A 17,020-nucleotide genomic window follows, 5' to 3' on the forward strand; every position below is an offset into this window, starting at 1 on the left:
CGTAGAGACGGAGCGAGGGTGTATCCGGCAAGCTTGTCCCATGACGCTGATCCTCCGCTCGGCCATCCTCAACGACGTCGGCCTGGTCCGCACCAACAACGAGGACTCGGCCCTCGCCGGTGAACGCCTGGTCGCGGTGGCGGACGGCATGGGTGGGCTCCCCGCCGGCGAGGTGGCCAGCGAGATCGTCATCCGCATCCTGGACGAGCTGGTCCCCCCCACCGGCACCGACGAGGCCGCCGAGGCGCTGCGGGCCGTCGTCTCCACCGCCAACCGGCGCATCCGGGCGGCGATCTCCGCCGACCCGGCCCGCGAGGGCATGGGTACGACGCTGACCGCCGCCCTGCTCGCCGGGGACACCCTGGTCCTCGCGCAGGTCGGCGACTCCCGGTGCTACCTGCTGCGCGACGGGGAGCTGACCCAGCTCACCCGGGACGACACCTTCGTGCAGGCGCTCGTCGACCAGGGGGCGCTCTCCCCCGACCAGGCCCGCCACCATCCGCAGCGTTCCCTGGTCACCCGGGCGGTGCAGGGGGCGGACGCGCCCCCTGCGATCGGGGTGCTGACCGTCTTCGCCGGGGACCGGGTGCTGCTGTGCAGCGACGGGCTCTCCGACTACGTGGCCGACGAGGCGATCCACGGGGCGCTCGTCACCTACCAGGACCGCCGGCACTGCGGCGAGCAACTGGTGAAGCTGGCCCACCAGGCCGGCGCGCCGGACAACGTCACCGTGGTGGTCTCCGACGTGACCGAGGGCTGAACCCGGCCAACCGGGTTGCGGCCGACCGCCGGCCGGGTTGGGATGGACGGATGCTCATCCGTCGCCTGGCCGCCGAGGAACGACTGACCACCAGCTTCCCGCTCCAGGCGTACGCCTTCGAGGCGACCCCGCTGAGCCGGGAGCGGGTCGACGCGTTCCACCGCTACCTGCCGTACAACAAGGGCAACCGGACCCTGGTCGTCGAGGAGGGCGGCGAGGCGCGGGCCACCGCCAGCGCGGTGCCGATGCGGCAGAACCTGCGCGGCGCGGTGCTGCCGATGGCCGGGGTCGCCGGGATCGCCACCCACCCGCTGGCCCGCCGCCAGGGGTACGTCCGCGCCCTGCTCTGCCAGCTCCTCGACGAGATGCGCGACGGAGGGCACCCGGTGACCGCGCTGTACCCGTTCCGGGCCAGCTTCTACGAGCGGTTCGGCTACGTGGGGCTGCCCCGGGCGCGTACCGTCCGGTTCGCCCCGGCCGACCTGGGCCCGCTGCTGCGCGCCGAGCTGCCCGGCACGGTGGGCTGGGAACGGATCGGCGTCGGCTATCCGCACTACCGCTCGTTCACCGAGCGGTGCCTGCGGGAGCGGCACGGTTTCGCGATCTTCCCCGACTTCCGGGACGTGGGACTGCGGGACCGGGACGACAGGTGGCTGATCACCGCGACCGTCGACGGCAGCGTGGTCGGCGCGCTCACCTACCGGATCGACGACCACGGTGGCGAACTGGTCGGCGACGACCTGCTCGCCAGCGACCCGTACGCCCGCGCCCTGCTGTTGCAGTTCCTCGCCCGGCACGTCGACCAGGTGGAACGGATCAGTCTCCGGGTGCCCGCCGACGAGCTGCCCGAGCTGTGGCTGACCGACCTGGCCGTGCACGTCGAGGCCCGGGTGTCCCGGCCCGGGTCGCCGGCGCCGATGGCCCGCCTGCTGAGCGTGGACGCCCTCGCCGGGCTGCCCGCCGGGCCGGGCCGGGTGCGGGTGGACCTGGTCGACGACCGGTGGCTCGCCGGCACCCACCTGCTCGACGGCGTCGACGGGCGGCTGGTGTTGGCCCCCGGCGGCCGGTCGGCGGTGACCGGCGGTGGCCGGGTGCCGACGGCGACGCTCACCGCCGCCGGGTTGTCCGCGCTGGCGTACGGGGTGCTCGACCCGGCCGAGGTGCACATCCGGGGGCTGGGCCAGGTCGGCCCGGAGGCGGGGAACGAGTTGCGCCGGATCTTCCCCCGCGCCCTGCCCTACCTGTTCGCCGACTTCTGAGCGGCCGGCCACCCGCCGGGCCGCCGGGTCTGGTTGACGCGGTGCGGGGGCGGGTACGGTCCCCGGAATGCCGCAGTGGTTGCAAGCCGGGGCATGGGGCCTGTTGGCCGGTTCCGCGCTCCTGGTCGGGGCGGCCGTCGGGTTCTTCCTGCCGGTGCCCCGCAAGGTCGTCGCGTCGATCATGGCGTTCGGTGCGGGGGTCCTGCTCTCCGCGGTCTCGTTCGAGTTGATCGCCGAGGCGCACGAGCAGGGTGGACTGCTGCCGACCGCGATCGGGGCGGCGGGCGGGGCGTTGGCGTACACGGGGGCCAACCTGCTCCTCGCCCGACGGGGTGCCCGGCACCGGAAACGCTCCGGCGGGGAACAACCCTCCGAGCGGGAGCAGCCCGGTTCGGGCTCGGCGATCGCGGTGGGCGCGCTGCTCGACGGCATACCCGAGTCGGTGGTGATCGGCGCGAGCCTGCTGGCCGGTGGCCCGGTCAGCCTGGTCACGGTGGCCGCGGTCTTCCTCAGTAACGTCCCGGAGGGCCTGTCGAGCGCCGCCGGCATGCGCCGGGCCGGCCGTTCCCGCCGGTACGTCTTCGGGCTCTGGACGGCGATCGCCCTGGTCAGCGGGGTCGCCGCGCTGCTCGGCAACACCCTGCTGGGTGGTGCGCCGCCGGAGCTGCTGGCCACCATCACCGCGCTGGCCGCCGGGGCGATCCTCGCGATGATCACCGACACCATGGTCCCGGAGGCGTTCGAGGACGCCCACCTGCTGGTCGGCCTGATCACCGTCCTGGGCTTCCTGACCGCGTTCGCCCTCTCCCACGCCTGACGGACCGGCCGCCGTTGACGGTCAGTAGGGGTCGCCCTGGCCGGGGGCGCGGCCCCGGAGCAGGCCGGCGGCCCGACCGGGCAGGTCGGCGACGCCGGACATCGGCGGGCCGGCGGTGTGCGCGCCGTCGGCCATCCCGGCGAACAGTTCCCTCAGCGCGGTCACCGCGTCGACCCGCGGCTGCCAGCCGAGTTCGGTCTCGGCCCGCGCGCTGGACATCAGCGGCGCGGCGAGCCCCAGCTCGACCCAGCCCGCGTCCACCGGTTGCAGCCGGCACCGCCAGGTCAGCGCGGCGGCGGCGCGCAGCACCGGGGCGGCCACCGGCACCGTCCAGCCCTTGAAGTGCCGGGCCACCAGCTCCGGGGTCAGCACCGGGTCCGCGGCGACGTTGAACGCGCCGCGCGCCTCACCGAGGACCGCCCGGGCGTACGCGTCGGCGACGTCGTCGGCGTGCACCGCCTGCATCCGCAGCCGCCGGTTGGCCGGTACGAGCGGGATCCGGCCGTACCGCAGCAGCCGCACCGGGGCCAGTGGCCCGAGGAAGTACCTGGTGATCTCGGTGCCGGCGTCCCGTTGAAAGATCAGTCCGGGGCGCAGCCGGACCACCCGCAGCCCCGGCTGGGCGGCCTCGACGGTGTCCAGCATCGCCTCCACCTCGGCCTTGTCCCGGCTGTACGAGGAGCCGGGCACCCCGGTCGCCGGCCACCGTTCGCTGATCGGGTGGTCCTTCGGGCCGGGCGCGTAGGTGCCGACCGACGAGGCGTACACCAGGGCGGGCACCCCGGCCCGGACGGTGGCCTCGGTCACCGCGCGGCTGCCGCCGACATTGGTCCGGTGCAGGGTGCGCTGGTCGTGGCTGGGCTGGATCTGCCAGGCCAGGTGCACCACCGCGTCGGCCCCCGCGACGATCGCGGTGAGCTGGTCGACCGCGCCCGGCGCGCCGATGTCGCAGGAGTGCCACCGCACCCCGGCGTAGGGCGCGCCGGCGTCGGGGCCGGGCAGCCGGCGGGCGATACCGACCAGGTCGAGCCCCGGTTCCCGACCCAGCCGGCGCAGCACCGCCGTGCCCACGTTGCCGGTGGCCCCCACGATCACGATCCGCATGCCGGGTGCGGTACCCGCTGGGCCGTCCGCCAACCCCGCCGGGGCGGATCGTGGGTCAGCCGCCGGCCGGGGTACGGGCCGGACCGTTGTCGACCAGCTTGAACGTGCTGCGCAGCGGCGCGTCGCCCAACTCTTCGAGGATCAGGCCCCGGCTGGGCGAGAACTGGAGGAACGCCGAGTCGTTGCTGATCGCGTATGCGCCCTTGCCCTTGCTGACGATGCTGAACAGCTGCGTCGGCTTCCGCTTGTCGCAGGCCGTCCCCTCGACGGTGAGCGGCGTGCCGTCGCCGGGGTTGACCACCTGCCAGCAGGCCGGGTCGTCGTTGGCGGGGTGGCCGTCGCGCCGGCCGTACGCCTTGATCAGGTACTTGCCGCCGCCGACCGGCGTCGGGACGAACAGTTGGCGTCCGCTGTCGTCGTCGACCTCGACGAGCGTGCCGCCGTCGAGGGCCACCCCGGACTCGGTCGCCTGCACCCGGACGATGGTGACCTCCCGCTTGCCGGACAGCACCCCGCCGGCACCGGCTGTGGCCGACGGCTTCCCGGCGGGTCGGGACGGGCTCGCCGACGCCGGGGGCGCGGTCGGGTCGGGTGCCGTCGTGGCGGTGGGCGTCACCGCGGTGGAGGGCGTCGCCGACCCCGACGGCGTGGCCGTGGCCGACCCGTCGGCGGCCGGCGTGCCGCCGTCCCCGCAGGCCACCAACGCCCCGGAGCACGCCAGCACCGCGACCCCGGTGACCCACTTCAGCTTCGACATCCCCTGCTCCTCCACCGGCGACCCCGCGCGGGTGCGCGGGGTGTCCACTGCGCTCCATCCGGACGATGGACGCGCCACAGCATCGAACTGGACGCCGGTGACCCCCCGGCGGTTTCCCCGTACCCGGAGGAACCCGAATCTATCTGCGCCACCGCGCACCGGGGCCGGCGGCCGGGCGGGCCGTGCCGGGACCGGCTCCGGCGGCGGCGTCCACAGTGACCCGGGTCACGTCAATGTCGCGTTCTTCCATCGACCGTGACCCCTGCCAAATGGCTGACCAGTACGAACAGCACGACCGTCCACTGTCGTCGAATCGTGGGCGGGTACGGGTCCGGATAGACGGTAGGGTTGTCACACATCGGCGTCGACCAGTGGCGTAGGACCGCCGCTGTCTGTGGCTTGACCAGGATTGGATACGACGACTTTGGCGCACAAACAGGCCGACCGCGAAGAACCGCGCCGTGCCTCAGACGACCAGGCCGCACCGACGACACCGGGTCGTCGTGCCGGTCGACCGCAGTCGATCAAACGGCGCGTGATCAGGCTGGTGCTCATTCCCAGCGTCGTCGCCCTGGTGGTCTGGCTCGTCGCCTCCGGCTATCTCATCTTCCAGGGTTTCTACAACCGCCAGGTCGCCAACAGCGTCCGGCAGGTGTCGATCCCGGCGGTCTCCGCGTTGTCCTCGATCCAGCAGGAACGGCGGCTGAGCGTCAGCTACCTCACCCAGCCGTCCCGGGATCTCAGCCGGCTCATCGAGCAGCGGCAACAGACCGACCAGCGGGTGGCCACCCTGCGTCCCGCCGCCAACGCCGCGCTGGGCAACGCCCCGGACTCGATCGTGACCCGGTGGGAGACGCTCGCCGGCCTGCTCGACGAATTGGCGAGCGTGCGGAGCACCATCGATTCCCGGTCGGCCAACGGGACGGGTGTCTACGATTTCTACAACCGTCTGCTCGACGCCGCGACCGACCTCTTCGACACCCAGGCGAGAATCGTCCCGGACGCCGCCGCAGCCCAGGGCGGTATCGCGGCGACCGAGGCTTTCCGCGCCAGTGACCTGATGTCCCGGGCCGGTTCGACCATTGACGGCGCTTTCGGTGCCCGTACCCTCAGCCCGCAGGACCATCTCGACTTCACCAACCTGGTCGGGGCCTATCACGCCGGCCTCAACAACGTGGCTCCGCACCTCGAACCGGAAGCCCGGGAACGCTTTGCCGCGATCACCACGAGCGACTCCTGGAAAGAACTCGTCGCGGCAGAAAACGCCCTGGTCAGCAATGGGCCGTGGCGTTCCGGCGTACCGCGTGCCCTGTCGTTCAACCGGGCCCGGTGGGAAGTCCTCACCCGGCAGGTGTCCGACGATCTGATCAACCTGACCGTGGTGCAGGCCGACACGGTCTCGGCGCGGACCCTGCGCACCGGCAACACCCAGCTGTTCACCGCCTCCCTGGGCAGTCTGGTCGCGCTGCTCGTCGTCGTCGCCGCGATCATCTGGGCGATCCGGCAGTCGCAGATCCTGGTGGACCGGGCGTTGTCGGTACGCCTCGCCCAGCTCGGCCGGGACGCCGAGGCGGTGGTCGACAAGCAACTGCCGGCGATGATGGACCGGCTACGCCGACGGGAGAAGGTCGACCTCGCCTCCGAGCTGCCGCTACCGGATTACGGCAGCGACGAGATCGGCCGGGTGGCCGAGGTGATCAACCGGTCGTTGCAGGCGGCGGCGGGTGCGGCGGTCGACGAGGCGAAGACCCGGGCGGCCGGTATCGCGATGCTGATGGGTGTGGCCCGCCGCCCACAGCGCCCCCTGCAACGCGGCCTGAAGGTCATCGAGGACCTCCAGAACCGGATCGGCGACGAGAAGCTGCTGGCCGAACTGTTCGACATCAACCACCAGCTCACCCAGACCCGCCGGTTCCTGGAGAACCTCGTCATCCTGGCCGGCGGTCAGATCGGCCGCCGCTTCCAGAACCCGGTGCCGGTGCGCCGGGTGCTGCTGGCGGCCTTCGCGGAGGCCCAGCAGTACCAGCGCATCACCCTGCGCAGCGCGCCGGACGTGGCGGTCGCCGGGCCGGCGGTGGCCGGCACCGTCCACCTGATCGCCGAGTTGCTGGACAACGCGCTGGCGTTCTCGCCGCCCGAGACCACGGTCTGGGTGACCTGCATCGAGGTCAAGCGCGGCATCGCGGTGGAGATCGAGGACGCCGGCGTGGGGATGCGGGCGGACGCGTTGGAACGGGCGAACGACCTGCTCGCCACCGCGCCGACCCCGGACGTGACGGCGCTGAAGGACGGCGCGCAGGTCGGCCTGCACGTGGTGGCGGAGCTGGCCAAGCGGGACGGCGTCCAGGTGAGCCTGCGGGCGTCGGCGTACGGCGGCCTGCTGGCGATCGTGCTGCTGCCCGACCGGGTGATCGTCACCGAGTCGTACGTCGCCGAACTGGACCGTACCGACCCGGGCGTCCTGCCGCTCGGCGGCGTCGCCACGGCGATGTCGCGGCCCGGTGTCGGCGCGGTGCTGCCGGTCGGCGGCGGCCGGCGGGAGCTGCACCCGGCCGCCGGAGCCCGACCCACCGCCGTGGCGACCACCGCACCGGGCGGGGCCGGGCGGGCGCCGGCCGGTCCCACCGGGGAGCGACACTCCGACCGCAGCGGGGGCATCATGACCGAGGTTCCGGCGCAGCGTGGCCCGGCCCGTGGCGGTTCGTCCGGCCCGCAGGTCGCCGCCCGGCCGCCCCTGCCGCACCGCCGGCCGCAGCAGCACCTCGCCCCCGAGTTGCGCGACGAGGGTCTGCCCGGGCCGAAGCCCGACGCCGCGCCGGCTCCCGCCCGGTCACCCGAGGAGGCCCGGGACCGGTTCAGCAGATACCAGAAGGCCTGGGCCGCCGGCCGGGCGGCGAAAAACGGGGACTCCGCCAGCAGAGACGACCAAGGCAGGAACGTATGACCCACTCGGCATCGCAGAACGATCTGACCTGGATCCTCGACGATCTGGTGGAGGTCCCTGACGTGGTCTACGCGGTCGTCCTGTCCACCGACGGGCTGATCGTGCAGAAGTCCACGTCGCTCCCGCAGGACGCCGGGGAGTTGTTGGCCGCCGGCGCGTCGTCCCTGCACAGCATCGCCGCGGGGATGGGCCGCCGGTTCGACAGCGGCCCTGTCCAACAGGTCATCATCGAGTACGAGGGACGGACGCTGTTCGTCGCCGCCGCCGGCCAGAACGCGCGGCTGGCGGTGCTCTGTGAACAGTCCGTCGACATGGGCACCGTCGCGTACGAGATGAGCCGCCTGGTGACCCGCATCGGTGACTATCTCGGCTCCGAGGCCCGCCTCGACGGACCTCTACTCACCGACCGACCCGGGTCGAAACCATGAGTCACGACGTGTGGGACGGCGACGACGAGGCGGAGGCCGGCCGGCTGGTGCCGTTGTACATCCTCGTCAACGGGCGGACGAGCCCCCGCAACACCAGCCTCGACCTGGCCACCCAGGTCATCGCCCTGCCGGCCGACCAGAGCCGGCTGGAGCTGGAGTACCGGGAGATCCTCCACCAGTGCACGGGGTGGATCTCCATCGCCGAGATCGGCGCCTACCTGCACCGGCCGCTCGCCATCACCAAGGTGATGGTGGACGTGCTCCACGAGCAGGGGTTTCTGGACATCGGCTCACCGGCGCAGGAGAAGATCGCCGACCGGTGGCTGCTGGAAACGGTTCTCGCCGGCCTGCAGCGGATATAGAAGAGGGACTGATACGCGTGGATCGGAAATCGGTGAAGGTCGTCGTGGCGGGCGGCTTCGGCACCGGCAAGACCACCCTGGTCGGCTCGGTCAGCGAGATCCCACCGCTGGTCACCGAGGAGGTCCTCACCCAGGCCAGCATCGGGGTGGACGACCTCACCGGCGTGGAGGACAAGTCCAGCACGACCGTCGCCCTGGACTTCGGGCGGATCACCATCAGCAACGACGTCGTGCTCTACCTGTTCGGCACCCCGGGTCAGGACCGGTTCTGGTTCATCTGGGACGAGCTGGCCCAGGGCGCGGTGGGGGCGATCGTGCTCGTCGACACCCGCCGGCTCGGCACCAGTTTCCCGGCCGTCGACTATTTCGAGCGCCGGGGCATCCCGTTCGTCGCCGCCGTCAACCGGTTCTTCGGTGAGTGCCCCTACACCGAGGAGGAGATCCGCGCCGCCCTGGAGCTGGACGAGACCGTGCCGCTGCTGTGGTGCGACGCCCGGGACCGGGCCTCCAGCAAGCAGGCGCTGATCGAGCTGGTGCGGCACGCCCTGTCCCGGCTGCCCGCCACCGCCTGAGCGCCCCGGCAGGCCCCGCCCCGCCGGTGTCGGCCGGCTCCGGCCGCGCTGACCGGAGCCGGGCGTACCGGGTTCAGTCGGCGCCGCCGCCCCCCGTCGGGAGCTGCGCCAACCGCACCTTGAAGTGCCGGAGCAGGGATGGCGACGAGACCACCCGGTAGCCGGGGACCCGGCCGGGTTCCTTGGCGATGTCGGCGAGCACGGCGGCCACGTACTCGAAGTGGGTGTCGGTGTAGACGCGGCGCGGGATGGCCAGGCGCACCAGTTCGAAGGGGGCCGGGGTGACCAGCCGGTGCCGGTCGTCCATGCCGCCGAGATAGAGCGAGCCCAGCTCGGCGCAGCGGATGCCCCCGTCGAGGTAGAGCTGGCAGCCGAGGGCGTGCCCGGGGAACTCCGCCGGGGACAGGTGGGGCAGCAACCGTCCGGCGTTGAGGTAGAGGGCGTGGATGCCGGCGGGTTGCACGGTGTCCACCCCCGCCTCGTTGATCAGCCGGGCCAGCCGGGCGGTGGAGGCGGCCCGTGCCCGCAGGTACGCGGGGTCGACCACCTCGCGCAGCCCCTGGGCGAGCCGTTCGAGGTCGTGGCCGGCCAGCCCGCCGTAGGTGGAGAACCCTTCGGTGGCGATCAGGTTGGCCTCGCACCTGGCGAACAGGTCGTCGTCGCGCAACCCGATGAGCCCGCCGATGGCCGACAGGCCGTCCTTCTTGAGGCTCACCACGCAGCCGTCGGCGAGCCCGAAGGCGTGGGTGGCGATCTGCCGGGGCGTCCAGTCCCGGTAGCCGGGCTCGCGCTGCCCGACCAGCCAGGCGTTCTCGGCGAACCGCGCCGCGTCCAGGAAGAACGGCACGCCGTGCGCGCGGCACAGGTCGCGGACGGCGGTGAGGTTGGCCATCGACACCGGTTGCCCGCCGAGGCCGTTGTTGGTGATCGTGATGAGGACGAGCCCGACCCGGTCGCGTTCCGGTCCGGTGAGCGTGGCGGCCAACGCGTCGAGGTCGATGTCGCCCTTGAACGGGTCCGCGCTGTCGAGGTCGAACGCGGCCGGGCAGGGCAGGTCCCGGGCCTCCGCGCCGGCCAGCGTGACGTTGGCCCGGGTGGTGTCGAAGTGGGTGTTGCTGAGGCAGAGCTGGCCGGGTTCGAGCAGGCTGGTGAAGAGCACGCGTTCGCCGGCCCGGCCCTGGTGCACGGGGAGCAGGTGCGGATATCCGGTGAGGTCGCGTGCCTCGTCGCGGAACCGGAACCAGGAGCGCGCCCCCGCGTAGGACTCGTCGCCGAGCGCGGCGGCGGCCTCCTGCGCGGCCGAGGTGGCCCCGGTACCGGAGTCCGACAGCAGGTCGATGGTGATCTGGTCGGCGCGCAGCTCGAACGGGTTGTATCCGGCGCCCGCGAGGGCCTCCCGCCGCTGCTGCGGGTCGAGGAAGGGGATCGGTTCGACCACCTTGATCCGGTACGGGGGCAGCATCGCGTAGGCGTCGACGGGCACTGTTCGCTCCTCGATGGACGGTCAGGGGTGTCCCGCGCCGGCCCGGCCGGTCGGGGTGGCCAGCGCCGTGCGGTCGACGGTCAGCGGGCGGCGTACCGGCGGGGTCACCCGGTACGCCTCGGCGGACAGGTAGACGGTCACCCCCGGCCGGGGTGCACCCAGCCGCAACGACAGGTGCGGGATCAACCCGACGCCGTCACGCAGCGGCCGTCGGGCCACCGCGGCGAGCGCCCGGTCCAGCAGCGTGTGGCCGAAGCCGTAGCGGTCCAGCACCGCCACCACCCGGTCGTACGCTTCCTCGTCGTCGTCGACGTAGCCGCGGATCGGCACGTAGAGGCTGTAGCCGACCGGCCGGTCGACCCCCTCGACCAGGGTGTAGCTGCCCACCAGGGGAAGACCGGCGAACCGGGTCCGGCAGCCACCGGCCAACTCGACGAACTCGGCGAGCCGGGTCGCGTCCGCGTCGTGGACGATCCCGGCCGCCCGGACGACGTCGCGCACCTCGGCGTCGTGGTGGGTCAGGTAGAGCTTGACCCGGGCCTGGGCGTCGTCGTGCAGATCGAGGGCGAAGAACGTCAGCCGGTCCCGACGGCCCAGCTCGCCCGGCCGGATGCCGTGGTCGAGCATCGCCCGGTGGGACCTGCCGAGCCCGAGCCGGTGCAGCGCCTCGGCGATCAGGCCCGGCGCCCGGTCGACCCCCCGCAGCTCCGGATTGAGGTAGACCTTGAACTCGGGGCGCCGGCCGCTGCGGAACACCAGTGAGCACCAGAGCGCGAAGGCGCCCTGCGGGTCGTCGGTGGTGAACAGGTCGCTTACCGAATCCAGCCGGGAGGTGGACAGGCCGGCACGGTGCGCCTGCCGGTCGAGGAACCGTCGGGTGGCGACCATGTTGGCCGACCGGCCGGGTGGCGCGCCCAGGGTCTCGCCGAGAATGCGCACGGTCGGCGGTTCGGTGGCGCTGAAGGCGATGGAGAACTCCACCGGGGTGTGGTCGTCGGCGATGTCGGACGGCCAGCGTGGCGGGGCCGACAACGGCTGCGAACCGGCCGTTCCGAGCAGGCTTTCCAGCAGTCCCACCGGTTCTGCCGCGGCGATTCCGCTGACCTCGCACAATCGCCTCAGCTGGTCGCCCAGACGATCGGAAAGGGACACCTCGTCCATTAATTCTCTCTCCCGATCAGGCTGACGACCAAAAGAGACCCTAGGAAGCATTTCACGACAAGGTCAAGATTGATCACAACTTGCAATGACATAACGGGAGCGAGAGTGGCAAATCACCTCCGACAATTACCCAGAGTCGCGTACAGGATACGTCACACCGAGTTGATGAACTGCCCGGGGGTCTTCGTTTCCCGGGTCCCACCCCGGCCGCCACCGCCACATCGGGCGACAACCCCCAACACATCCATGTGCGACACTGTCCGTCACGGTGCGACACCGGTCACACACCGAACGGAAGGGCAGGCGATGGCCACCGCTGCGGCACCATCAGTGCTGATCGGCGCGGTCGTCCGCGTCATGCGGGACCTGGCGGTCCACCCGCTCGCCCTGGAGATCGACAGCACCGGGGCACGCGTGCTGACCACCATGCACGCGAGCGCGCTGCGGACCCGCAGCCGGGGCCCGTACCGGCCGGACAACCCGCCGCCCGAGGCCCTGAAGATGGTCGACCGGCTCAGCCTGCGACTGTCCGTCGATCCCCAGCCGGTCGACGTCACCATCGAGGGCGGCGGACCCTGGCCCCGCCTGCTGCTGGAGTTGCCCGCCAAGCGGGTCACCGTACGGTTCGTGGTGCCCGAGGACGCGCCGCCCGGATACCAGCCGGAGTCCAACAACATCACGTTGTCGGGTGACGTGAACATCGCCCTGGAGTTCCTGGCCGGTTCCCTGCGCGCACTGGGCGGTCGGCTGCGCGGCGAGCCACCGATCACCCTGACGCTGAGCTATCCCGACGATCCCCACTACGAACGCAACACCGCCGGACTGCCGGCGGAGTTCCGGGATCTCGTCCCGCCGGTCGTGGCCGACCTCGCGGTCGACCGCAGCCGCTTCTCCCGCACGCAGCGGGCCGCCCACGACGACGCGCTGCGCGCGGCGGCGTACTCCGACCAGCCGATGGAGCCCGTGGCGGGCGGTGGGCTCAGCACCCGGCTCGGCTCGGCCCGGTTGCGGGTCAGCCCGTGAAGTCGTAGTCCCAGTCCAGCTCCCACCGCCGGATCGCCGGCCGGTTGTCCATCGACACCAGGCTCCGGCCGTCCGCCGTGAACGCCACGGACGTCACCGGCTCCGGGTGACCGTCGCACGTGTGCACGCGTCGTCCCGTCCGCACGTCCCAGATGCGCAGCGTACGGTCCGCGTCGGCGGTCACCACGTGCCGCCCGTCGGGGCTCACGTCGAACACGTCCGCCTCGGAGGCGAGTTCACACAGCACCCGCCCGGTCGCCGTCTCCCACACCGACACCACCCGCCCGTACGACCCATCGTACGCGGGGACGAGCCCGACCCGTCCGTCCCGGCTCAACGCCACGGCGTCGCCCCGGCTCGGCAGGGCGTACCGCTGGCGGCCGGTGAGCACGTCCCATCCGGTCAGTTCCCTCGCCGAGTTGACCAGGAGCTGCCGTCCGTCCGGGGTGAACCGCAGCGTCGTCCGCCCGAACCCGACGGGGACCGTGAGCACCGGGCTGCCGGTGCCCGTACGCCACAGCCGGCACGTCCGGTCCTCCGCACCGGCCGACGCGGCGTACCGACCGTCGTCGCTGAGTCGGACCGACCCCACCGGCCCCTGGTGCGCCACCATCGTGCGGCTCAGGTGGAACCGGTGCAGGCTCCACAGGCACAGGTTCCCCTCGGCGTCACCGACGACCGCGTACCGGCCCGCACCGTCCAGGGCGACCGCCCGTACCGCGCCGTGGTCGCCGTGCAGTTCGGCCCGCCGCCGCCCGGCCGTCAGGTCCCACAGGTGGGCGGTCCCGGCCCAGTCCGCGCTGACCGCGAGCCGGGCATCGGTGGAGAGCACGAGGGTGTGCGCCTTACCCACCCGCTCCGCGAAGGTGTGCCGTTGCCGGCCGGTCCGCAGCTCCCACACCCGGATCAGGCCGTCGGCGCCACCCGTCACCGCCAGCTCGCCGTCGACACTGAGCGCCGGTTCCAGCCCGGGTACGAAGGTGAACTGGCCGCCGCGCAGCTCGTAGCCCTGCCAGATGCCCAGCGGTGCGGTCCGCTCGCCCGCCGCCCGCCCCAACCGCTCCCACAGGTCCCGCAGCTGCGGGTGACGCTCGAACCCGACCAGGTCGCGGGCGGCCCGCAGTTCCCCGGCGGCGGCGGCCGTCCGGCCCTCCCGGCCGAGCGCCTCCGCCCGGACGATCCGTTGCCGGACCTGCGCCTCGGCGGCCAGCACCGCGCGCGCCGCCAGGGGCCGCTCGTAGCTCCACGGCGCGCGCAGGTCGGGACGGGGCAGCCGGTGGACGTGCAGCCCTCCGTACTCGTCCCCGACCACGACCAGCGCGCCGTCGCCGCTGATCGCCCCGCAGGTGAGCCACAGCAGACCGGCCAGCTCCGGTGACAGCCCGTCGGTAGGCGTGGCGACGGTACGCAGGCACCGGCCGGAATCCGTCTGCCAGATCCGTACCGGCTGGTCGGCGCTGCCCACCCCGACCGAGGCCGCCCGTTCGCCGTCACCGCTGAGCACGACCGTCGAGTGCCGGTTCAGGTTGTTCGGCACCGGCCCCCGCACCCGGTTGGGCCGGGTCTCCCACAGGTGCGCCACCCGCGTCTGGTGCCCGATCAGCAGGGCGTACCTGCCGGACCCGCCCAACGCCACCCGGTCGACCCCGGTCATCCGCATGTCGGCGGACTTGACCAGGCGGTGCAGCCAGCGTCCGGTGTCGACCTCCCAGACCACCACACTGCCGTCCCGGGGTGCCGCCGACACCGCGACCGTGCCGTCCTCGCTCAGGCCCAGCACGGTGACCTCGGCGGGGCTCTCCTGGATCTCCGGCAGGATCCGGCCCGTCGCGGGGTCCAGCCGCTGGTAGGTGCCCGGCGGATGCTCCAGGGTGCGCCGCAACCGGCCGTCCGCCGTGTCCCGTACCTCGATCCGGCCGTTGTCGTACCCGATGGCGGCCGTGCCCGAGGCGGTGAGCGCCAGTGCGGTCACCGCCGCCCCCTGGTCGGACGGCACCCGGACGCACCCGCCCCGCGCCAGGTCCCAGCACTCGACCCGGCCCCCCGCGCGGGCGACGAGCGCGGCCCGGCCGTCCCGGTCGACCGTCAGGGCCGTGACCTCGGCACCGGTCCCGTCCACACCGAGTTCGGTGCCCACCGGCGGCCCGGTCAGCGACCACGTCCGGAGGCTGCCGTCCGCGCCGCCGGTGACCGCCACCCGACCGTTCCCGTCCACGGCGACGGCGGTCACCCGGCCCCGGTGGCCGGACAGCCGCAGCGACCCGGGCTGCGTCCTGCGTCGGGCCAGGGCGGCGGTCACCTCGGTGACCTCGGGGCCGGCGGGCGCGGCGGCCAGCAGCGGCCGGGCCGCCGCGTCGTCACCCCGTTCCGCGTGGACGAACGCCAGCAGGTGGTCGGCCCGCCAGTTCTCCCCGGCGATCTCCCGCGCCGCCAGCAGCTCCGCCAGCACCTGTTCGTCGGTGATCCGGCCCTGCCGCCACCGGTACAGCGCCCAGTTGTAGACCGCGCCGGGATGGTGCGGGTCGATGTCGACGGCGGAACGCCACAGGTGTTCCGACTCCGCCGGCCGGTCGAGGTCGAGCAGCGAGAGCGCCTGGTTGGAGAGGCTGCCGGCGAGCAGGCCCGCCGCCGACGGCGGCACCCGTGGATAGCGGACGCCGAGGATGTCGGCGTACGTCCCGGCGACCTCGGTGGCCAGGTCGGCGAGGCTGTGCGGGCGGGTCGACGGGTCGACGTCGAAGCACCGCCGGAGCAGGTCGACGATCCCCGGCGGCATCGGCTGCGCCCCCGGCCGGGTGTCCCCCGCCGCCAGGTGCTCGGCGAACGCCTCCCGCGCCGCCTGACCGTAGCGGCAGGGGCGGTGACCGGCGAACATCTCCCACACGCACAGCGCCCACGACCAGACGTCGGTGGCCCGGGTGAGGGTGACCCGCGCGCCGGCCGCCGCCTCGGCCTGCTCGGGCGAGCAGTAGGCGGGGGTCATGCCGCCGAAACTCGCGCCCAGGCTGGCGTCCGGCCCGGTGCCGTCGGCCCCGTCGACGGCGGCGCGGGCACCGGCCAGCCCGAAGTCGGTGACCTTCGCGGTCCAGTCACCGTCGAGCCCGACCATGATGTTCGCGGGCTTGACGTCCTGGTGGACGAGGCCCTGCCGGTGGGCGTGATCGATGCCCCACGCCGACTGCACCGCGAGGTCGAGCGCACGGGCGAGGAACCCGTCGTCGGGGCCGTCCGGTCCCCCGTGCAGCCGCCCCGTCCGGACCAGGTGGTCCAGCGACCCGCCGGTGACCCACTCGGCGAACACGCAGGGCAGCCCGTCGACCCGGCGCACGTACGCGCAACTGACCACGTGGGGGTGCAGGCCCAGTCCGACCCAGGTGCCCGCCTCGGATTCGAAACGGGTCCGTCGCGCCTCGGTGGACAGTTGCTCGGGGCGCGGCACCTTGACGGCGAGGTCGGTGTCCCAGCCGGGGTGCCGCACCCGGTAGACCAGTCCCATGCCACCGGCGAGGGGTTCGTCGAGCACTTCGTAGAGGTCCAGAATCCGGTCCCCGGGACGCCACGGCATGGTTCGAGCCTGGCACCCCCGACCACACGGGACAACCGTCGGTTGGTCGCGGAGGGTAACCTCGTGGGCCGGGCCGCGTCGTCAGGGAGTGACCGTGAGTTTTCGTTACTACCTCTACGTCAGCGACGCCAAGGTGGACATGTTGCTGTCCCAGATCGACCCGGGTCACCAGCGCAGGCGCGCCGCCGAGTTCAGTGTGAACCTCACCGTCGTCGGGGTGAAACGCAGCGTCGAGAACCCCGGCACCGACCGGTTGGCCCGCCTGGAACGGGTGACGCGCTACCTGGACGAGCACGCCGACGTCGGTTCCGTGGACGAGCCGGGGCAGTTCTTCCGGGGGCTGCTGCCGATGCGGTGGGGCATCGTCCCGACCACGGGCGAGCTGTCGCTCGTCTACTTCGGCGGCCGTACCGACGACACCATCGTCGGCCTCGGCGGGTCACCGTTGCACCTCATCGGCGCGACCTCGACGGCCGAGTCCACCGTGCGCGGGCTCGTGGGTTCGTCCACGATGCCGGCGCTGCTCGCCGGGCTGGTCGACGAGGGGGCCGAACCGGTGCCGGGCACCCCGCCCGCCGGCGTGGACGAGCCGGACGCGGCCGAGGTGGCGGCGCTGGCCTCGGTGCACCAGGCCGGCACCCGCCTGCGTGGGCCGACGCAGAACGTCGAATTCCTCGCCAAGCGGCTGCTCCACGGGCCCAGCCCGTACCCGGAACTCGACGGGCGGCCCGGCATGACCGTGCTGCTGGGCAGCCCGTTGTACGTGGCGTTGGTCGACTGACCGG

The 17,020-nt window shown here is 73.0% G+C and carries 14 protein-coding genes; 9 read left to right on the forward strand and 5 right to left on the reverse strand.

The window, feature by feature from the left end; translation table 11 throughout:
• Nucleotides 1–40 precede the first annotated feature (40 nt).
• From ACN265_RS29790 to ACN265_RS29800, 3 genes are all read left to right on the forward strand, one after another.
• Complete coding sequence (locus ACN265_RS29790; protein ID WP_088642022.1) at nt 41–760, forward strand: PP2C family protein-serine/threonine phosphatase; 720 nt, start codon at nt 41–43, stop codon at nt 758–760.
• Between the two features lie 50 nt (nt 761–810).
• Nucleotides 811–2,019, forward strand: coding sequence for a GNAT family N-acetyltransferase (locus ACN265_RS29795; RefSeq protein WP_421410760.1), 1,209 nt, complete (start codon nt 811–813; stop codon nt 2,017–2,019).
• A gap of 67 nt (nt 2,020–2,086) precedes the next feature.
• A complete protein-coding gene (locus tag ACN265_RS29800) occupies nt 2,087–2,836 on the forward strand; it encodes a ZIP family metal transporter (RefSeq protein ID WP_421410761.1) in 750 nt (249 codons plus the stop codon).
• A gap of 21 nt (nt 2,837–2,857) precedes the next feature.
• On the opposite strand, the gene ACN265_RS29805 is transcribed toward ACN265_RS29800, so the two are convergent.
• Nucleotides 2,858–3,940, reverse strand: coding sequence for an NAD-dependent epimerase/dehydratase family protein (locus ACN265_RS29805; RefSeq protein WP_421410762.1), 1,083 nt, complete (start codon nt 3,938–3,940; stop codon nt 2,858–2,860).
• A gap of 55 nt (nt 3,941–3,995) precedes the next feature.
• On the reverse strand, nt 3,996–4,697 hold the full coding sequence (locus ACN265_RS29810; protein ID WP_421410763.1) for a hypothetical protein: 702 nt from the start codon (nt 4,695–4,697) through the stop codon (nt 3,996–3,998).
• Nucleotides 4,698–5,232: 535 nt separating this feature from the next.
• On the opposite strand from ACN265_RS29810, the gene ACN265_RS29815 reads away from it, so the two are divergent.
• From ACN265_RS29815 to ACN265_RS29830, 4 genes are read left to right on the forward strand one after another with little or no spacing between them, the layout of a single operon-like run.
• Nucleotides 5,233–7,641, forward strand: coding sequence for a nitrate- and nitrite sensing domain-containing protein (locus ACN265_RS29815; protein ID WP_357925286.1), 2,409 nt, complete (start codon nt 5,233–5,235; stop codon nt 7,639–7,641).
• Nucleotides 7,638–8,069 (forward strand): roadblock/LC7 domain-containing protein, encoded by a 432-nt coding sequence (locus ACN265_RS29820; protein ID WP_204925689.1) that lies wholly within the window; start codon nt 7,638–7,640, stop codon nt 8,067–8,069. Before ACN265_RS29815 ends, ACN265_RS29820 begins: the two co-directional genes overlap by 4 nt.
• Nucleotides 8,066–8,431, forward strand: a complete 366-nt coding sequence (locus tag ACN265_RS29825; protein ID WP_204925688.1) for a DUF742 domain-containing protein — start codon at nt 8,066–8,068, stop codon at nt 8,429–8,431. The genes ACN265_RS29820 and ACN265_RS29825 overlap by 4 nt, the downstream gene beginning before the upstream one ends.
• Before the next feature lie 17 nt (nt 8,432–8,448).
• Nucleotides 8,449–9,003, forward strand: a complete 555-nt coding sequence (locus tag ACN265_RS29830; protein ID WP_245854165.1) for a GTP-binding protein — start codon at nt 8,449–8,451, stop codon at nt 9,001–9,003.
• Nucleotides 9,004–9,076: 73 nt separating this feature from the next.
• Here the strand turns inward: ACN265_RS29830 and ACN265_RS29835 are convergent, their stop codons facing one another.
• Together ACN265_RS29835 and ACN265_RS29840 are read right to left on the reverse strand one after the other, a co-directional pair.
• On the reverse strand, nt 9,077–10,486 hold the full coding sequence (locus ACN265_RS29835; protein WP_421410764.1) for a tryptophanase: 1,410 nt from the start codon (nt 10,484–10,486) through the stop codon (nt 9,077–9,079).
• 21 nt (nt 10,487–10,507) lie between these two features.
• Nucleotides 10,508–11,563, reverse strand: a complete 1,056-nt coding sequence (locus tag ACN265_RS29840; RefSeq protein WP_421410765.1) for a tryptophan dimethylallyltransferase family protein — start codon at nt 11,561–11,563, stop codon at nt 10,508–10,510.
• 390 nt (nt 11,564–11,953) lie between these two features.
• Here ACN265_RS29840 and ACN265_RS29845 point away from each other — a divergent pair, with 390 nt between their 5' ends.
• Nucleotides 11,954–12,670 (forward strand): hypothetical protein, encoded by a 717-nt coding sequence (locus ACN265_RS29845; RefSeq protein WP_421410766.1) that lies wholly within the window; start codon nt 11,954–11,956, stop codon nt 12,668–12,670.
• Here ACN265_RS29845 and ACN265_RS29850 read toward each other — a convergent pair.
• Nucleotides 12,660–16,235: a protein kinase domain-containing protein gene (locus ACN265_RS29850; RefSeq protein ID WP_421410767.1), complete on the reverse strand. Its 3,576-nt coding sequence runs from the start codon at nt 16,233–16,235 to the stop codon at nt 12,660–12,662. The genes ACN265_RS29845 and ACN265_RS29850 overlap by 11 nt on opposite strands.
• A gap of 94 nt (nt 16,236–16,329) precedes the next feature.
• Here ACN265_RS29850 and ACN265_RS29855 point away from each other — a divergent pair, with 94 nt between their 5' ends.
• Nucleotides 16,330–17,016 carry a DUF7019 family protein gene (locus tag ACN265_RS29855; protein ID WP_421410768.1) on the forward strand — a complete coding sequence of 229 codons (687 nt, stop codon included), beginning with the start codon at nt 16,330–16,332 and terminating at the stop codon, nt 17,014–17,016.
• The last annotated feature ends 4 nt before the right edge of the window (nt 17,017–17,020 follow it).

Origin of the sequence: Micromonospora sp. WMMD730 (assembly GCF_049178955.1) — a bacterium.
In the GTDB taxonomy this organism is placed as follows: domain Bacteria; phylum Actinomycetota; class Actinomycetes; order Mycobacteriales; family Micromonosporaceae; genus Micromonospora; species Micromonospora wenchangensis.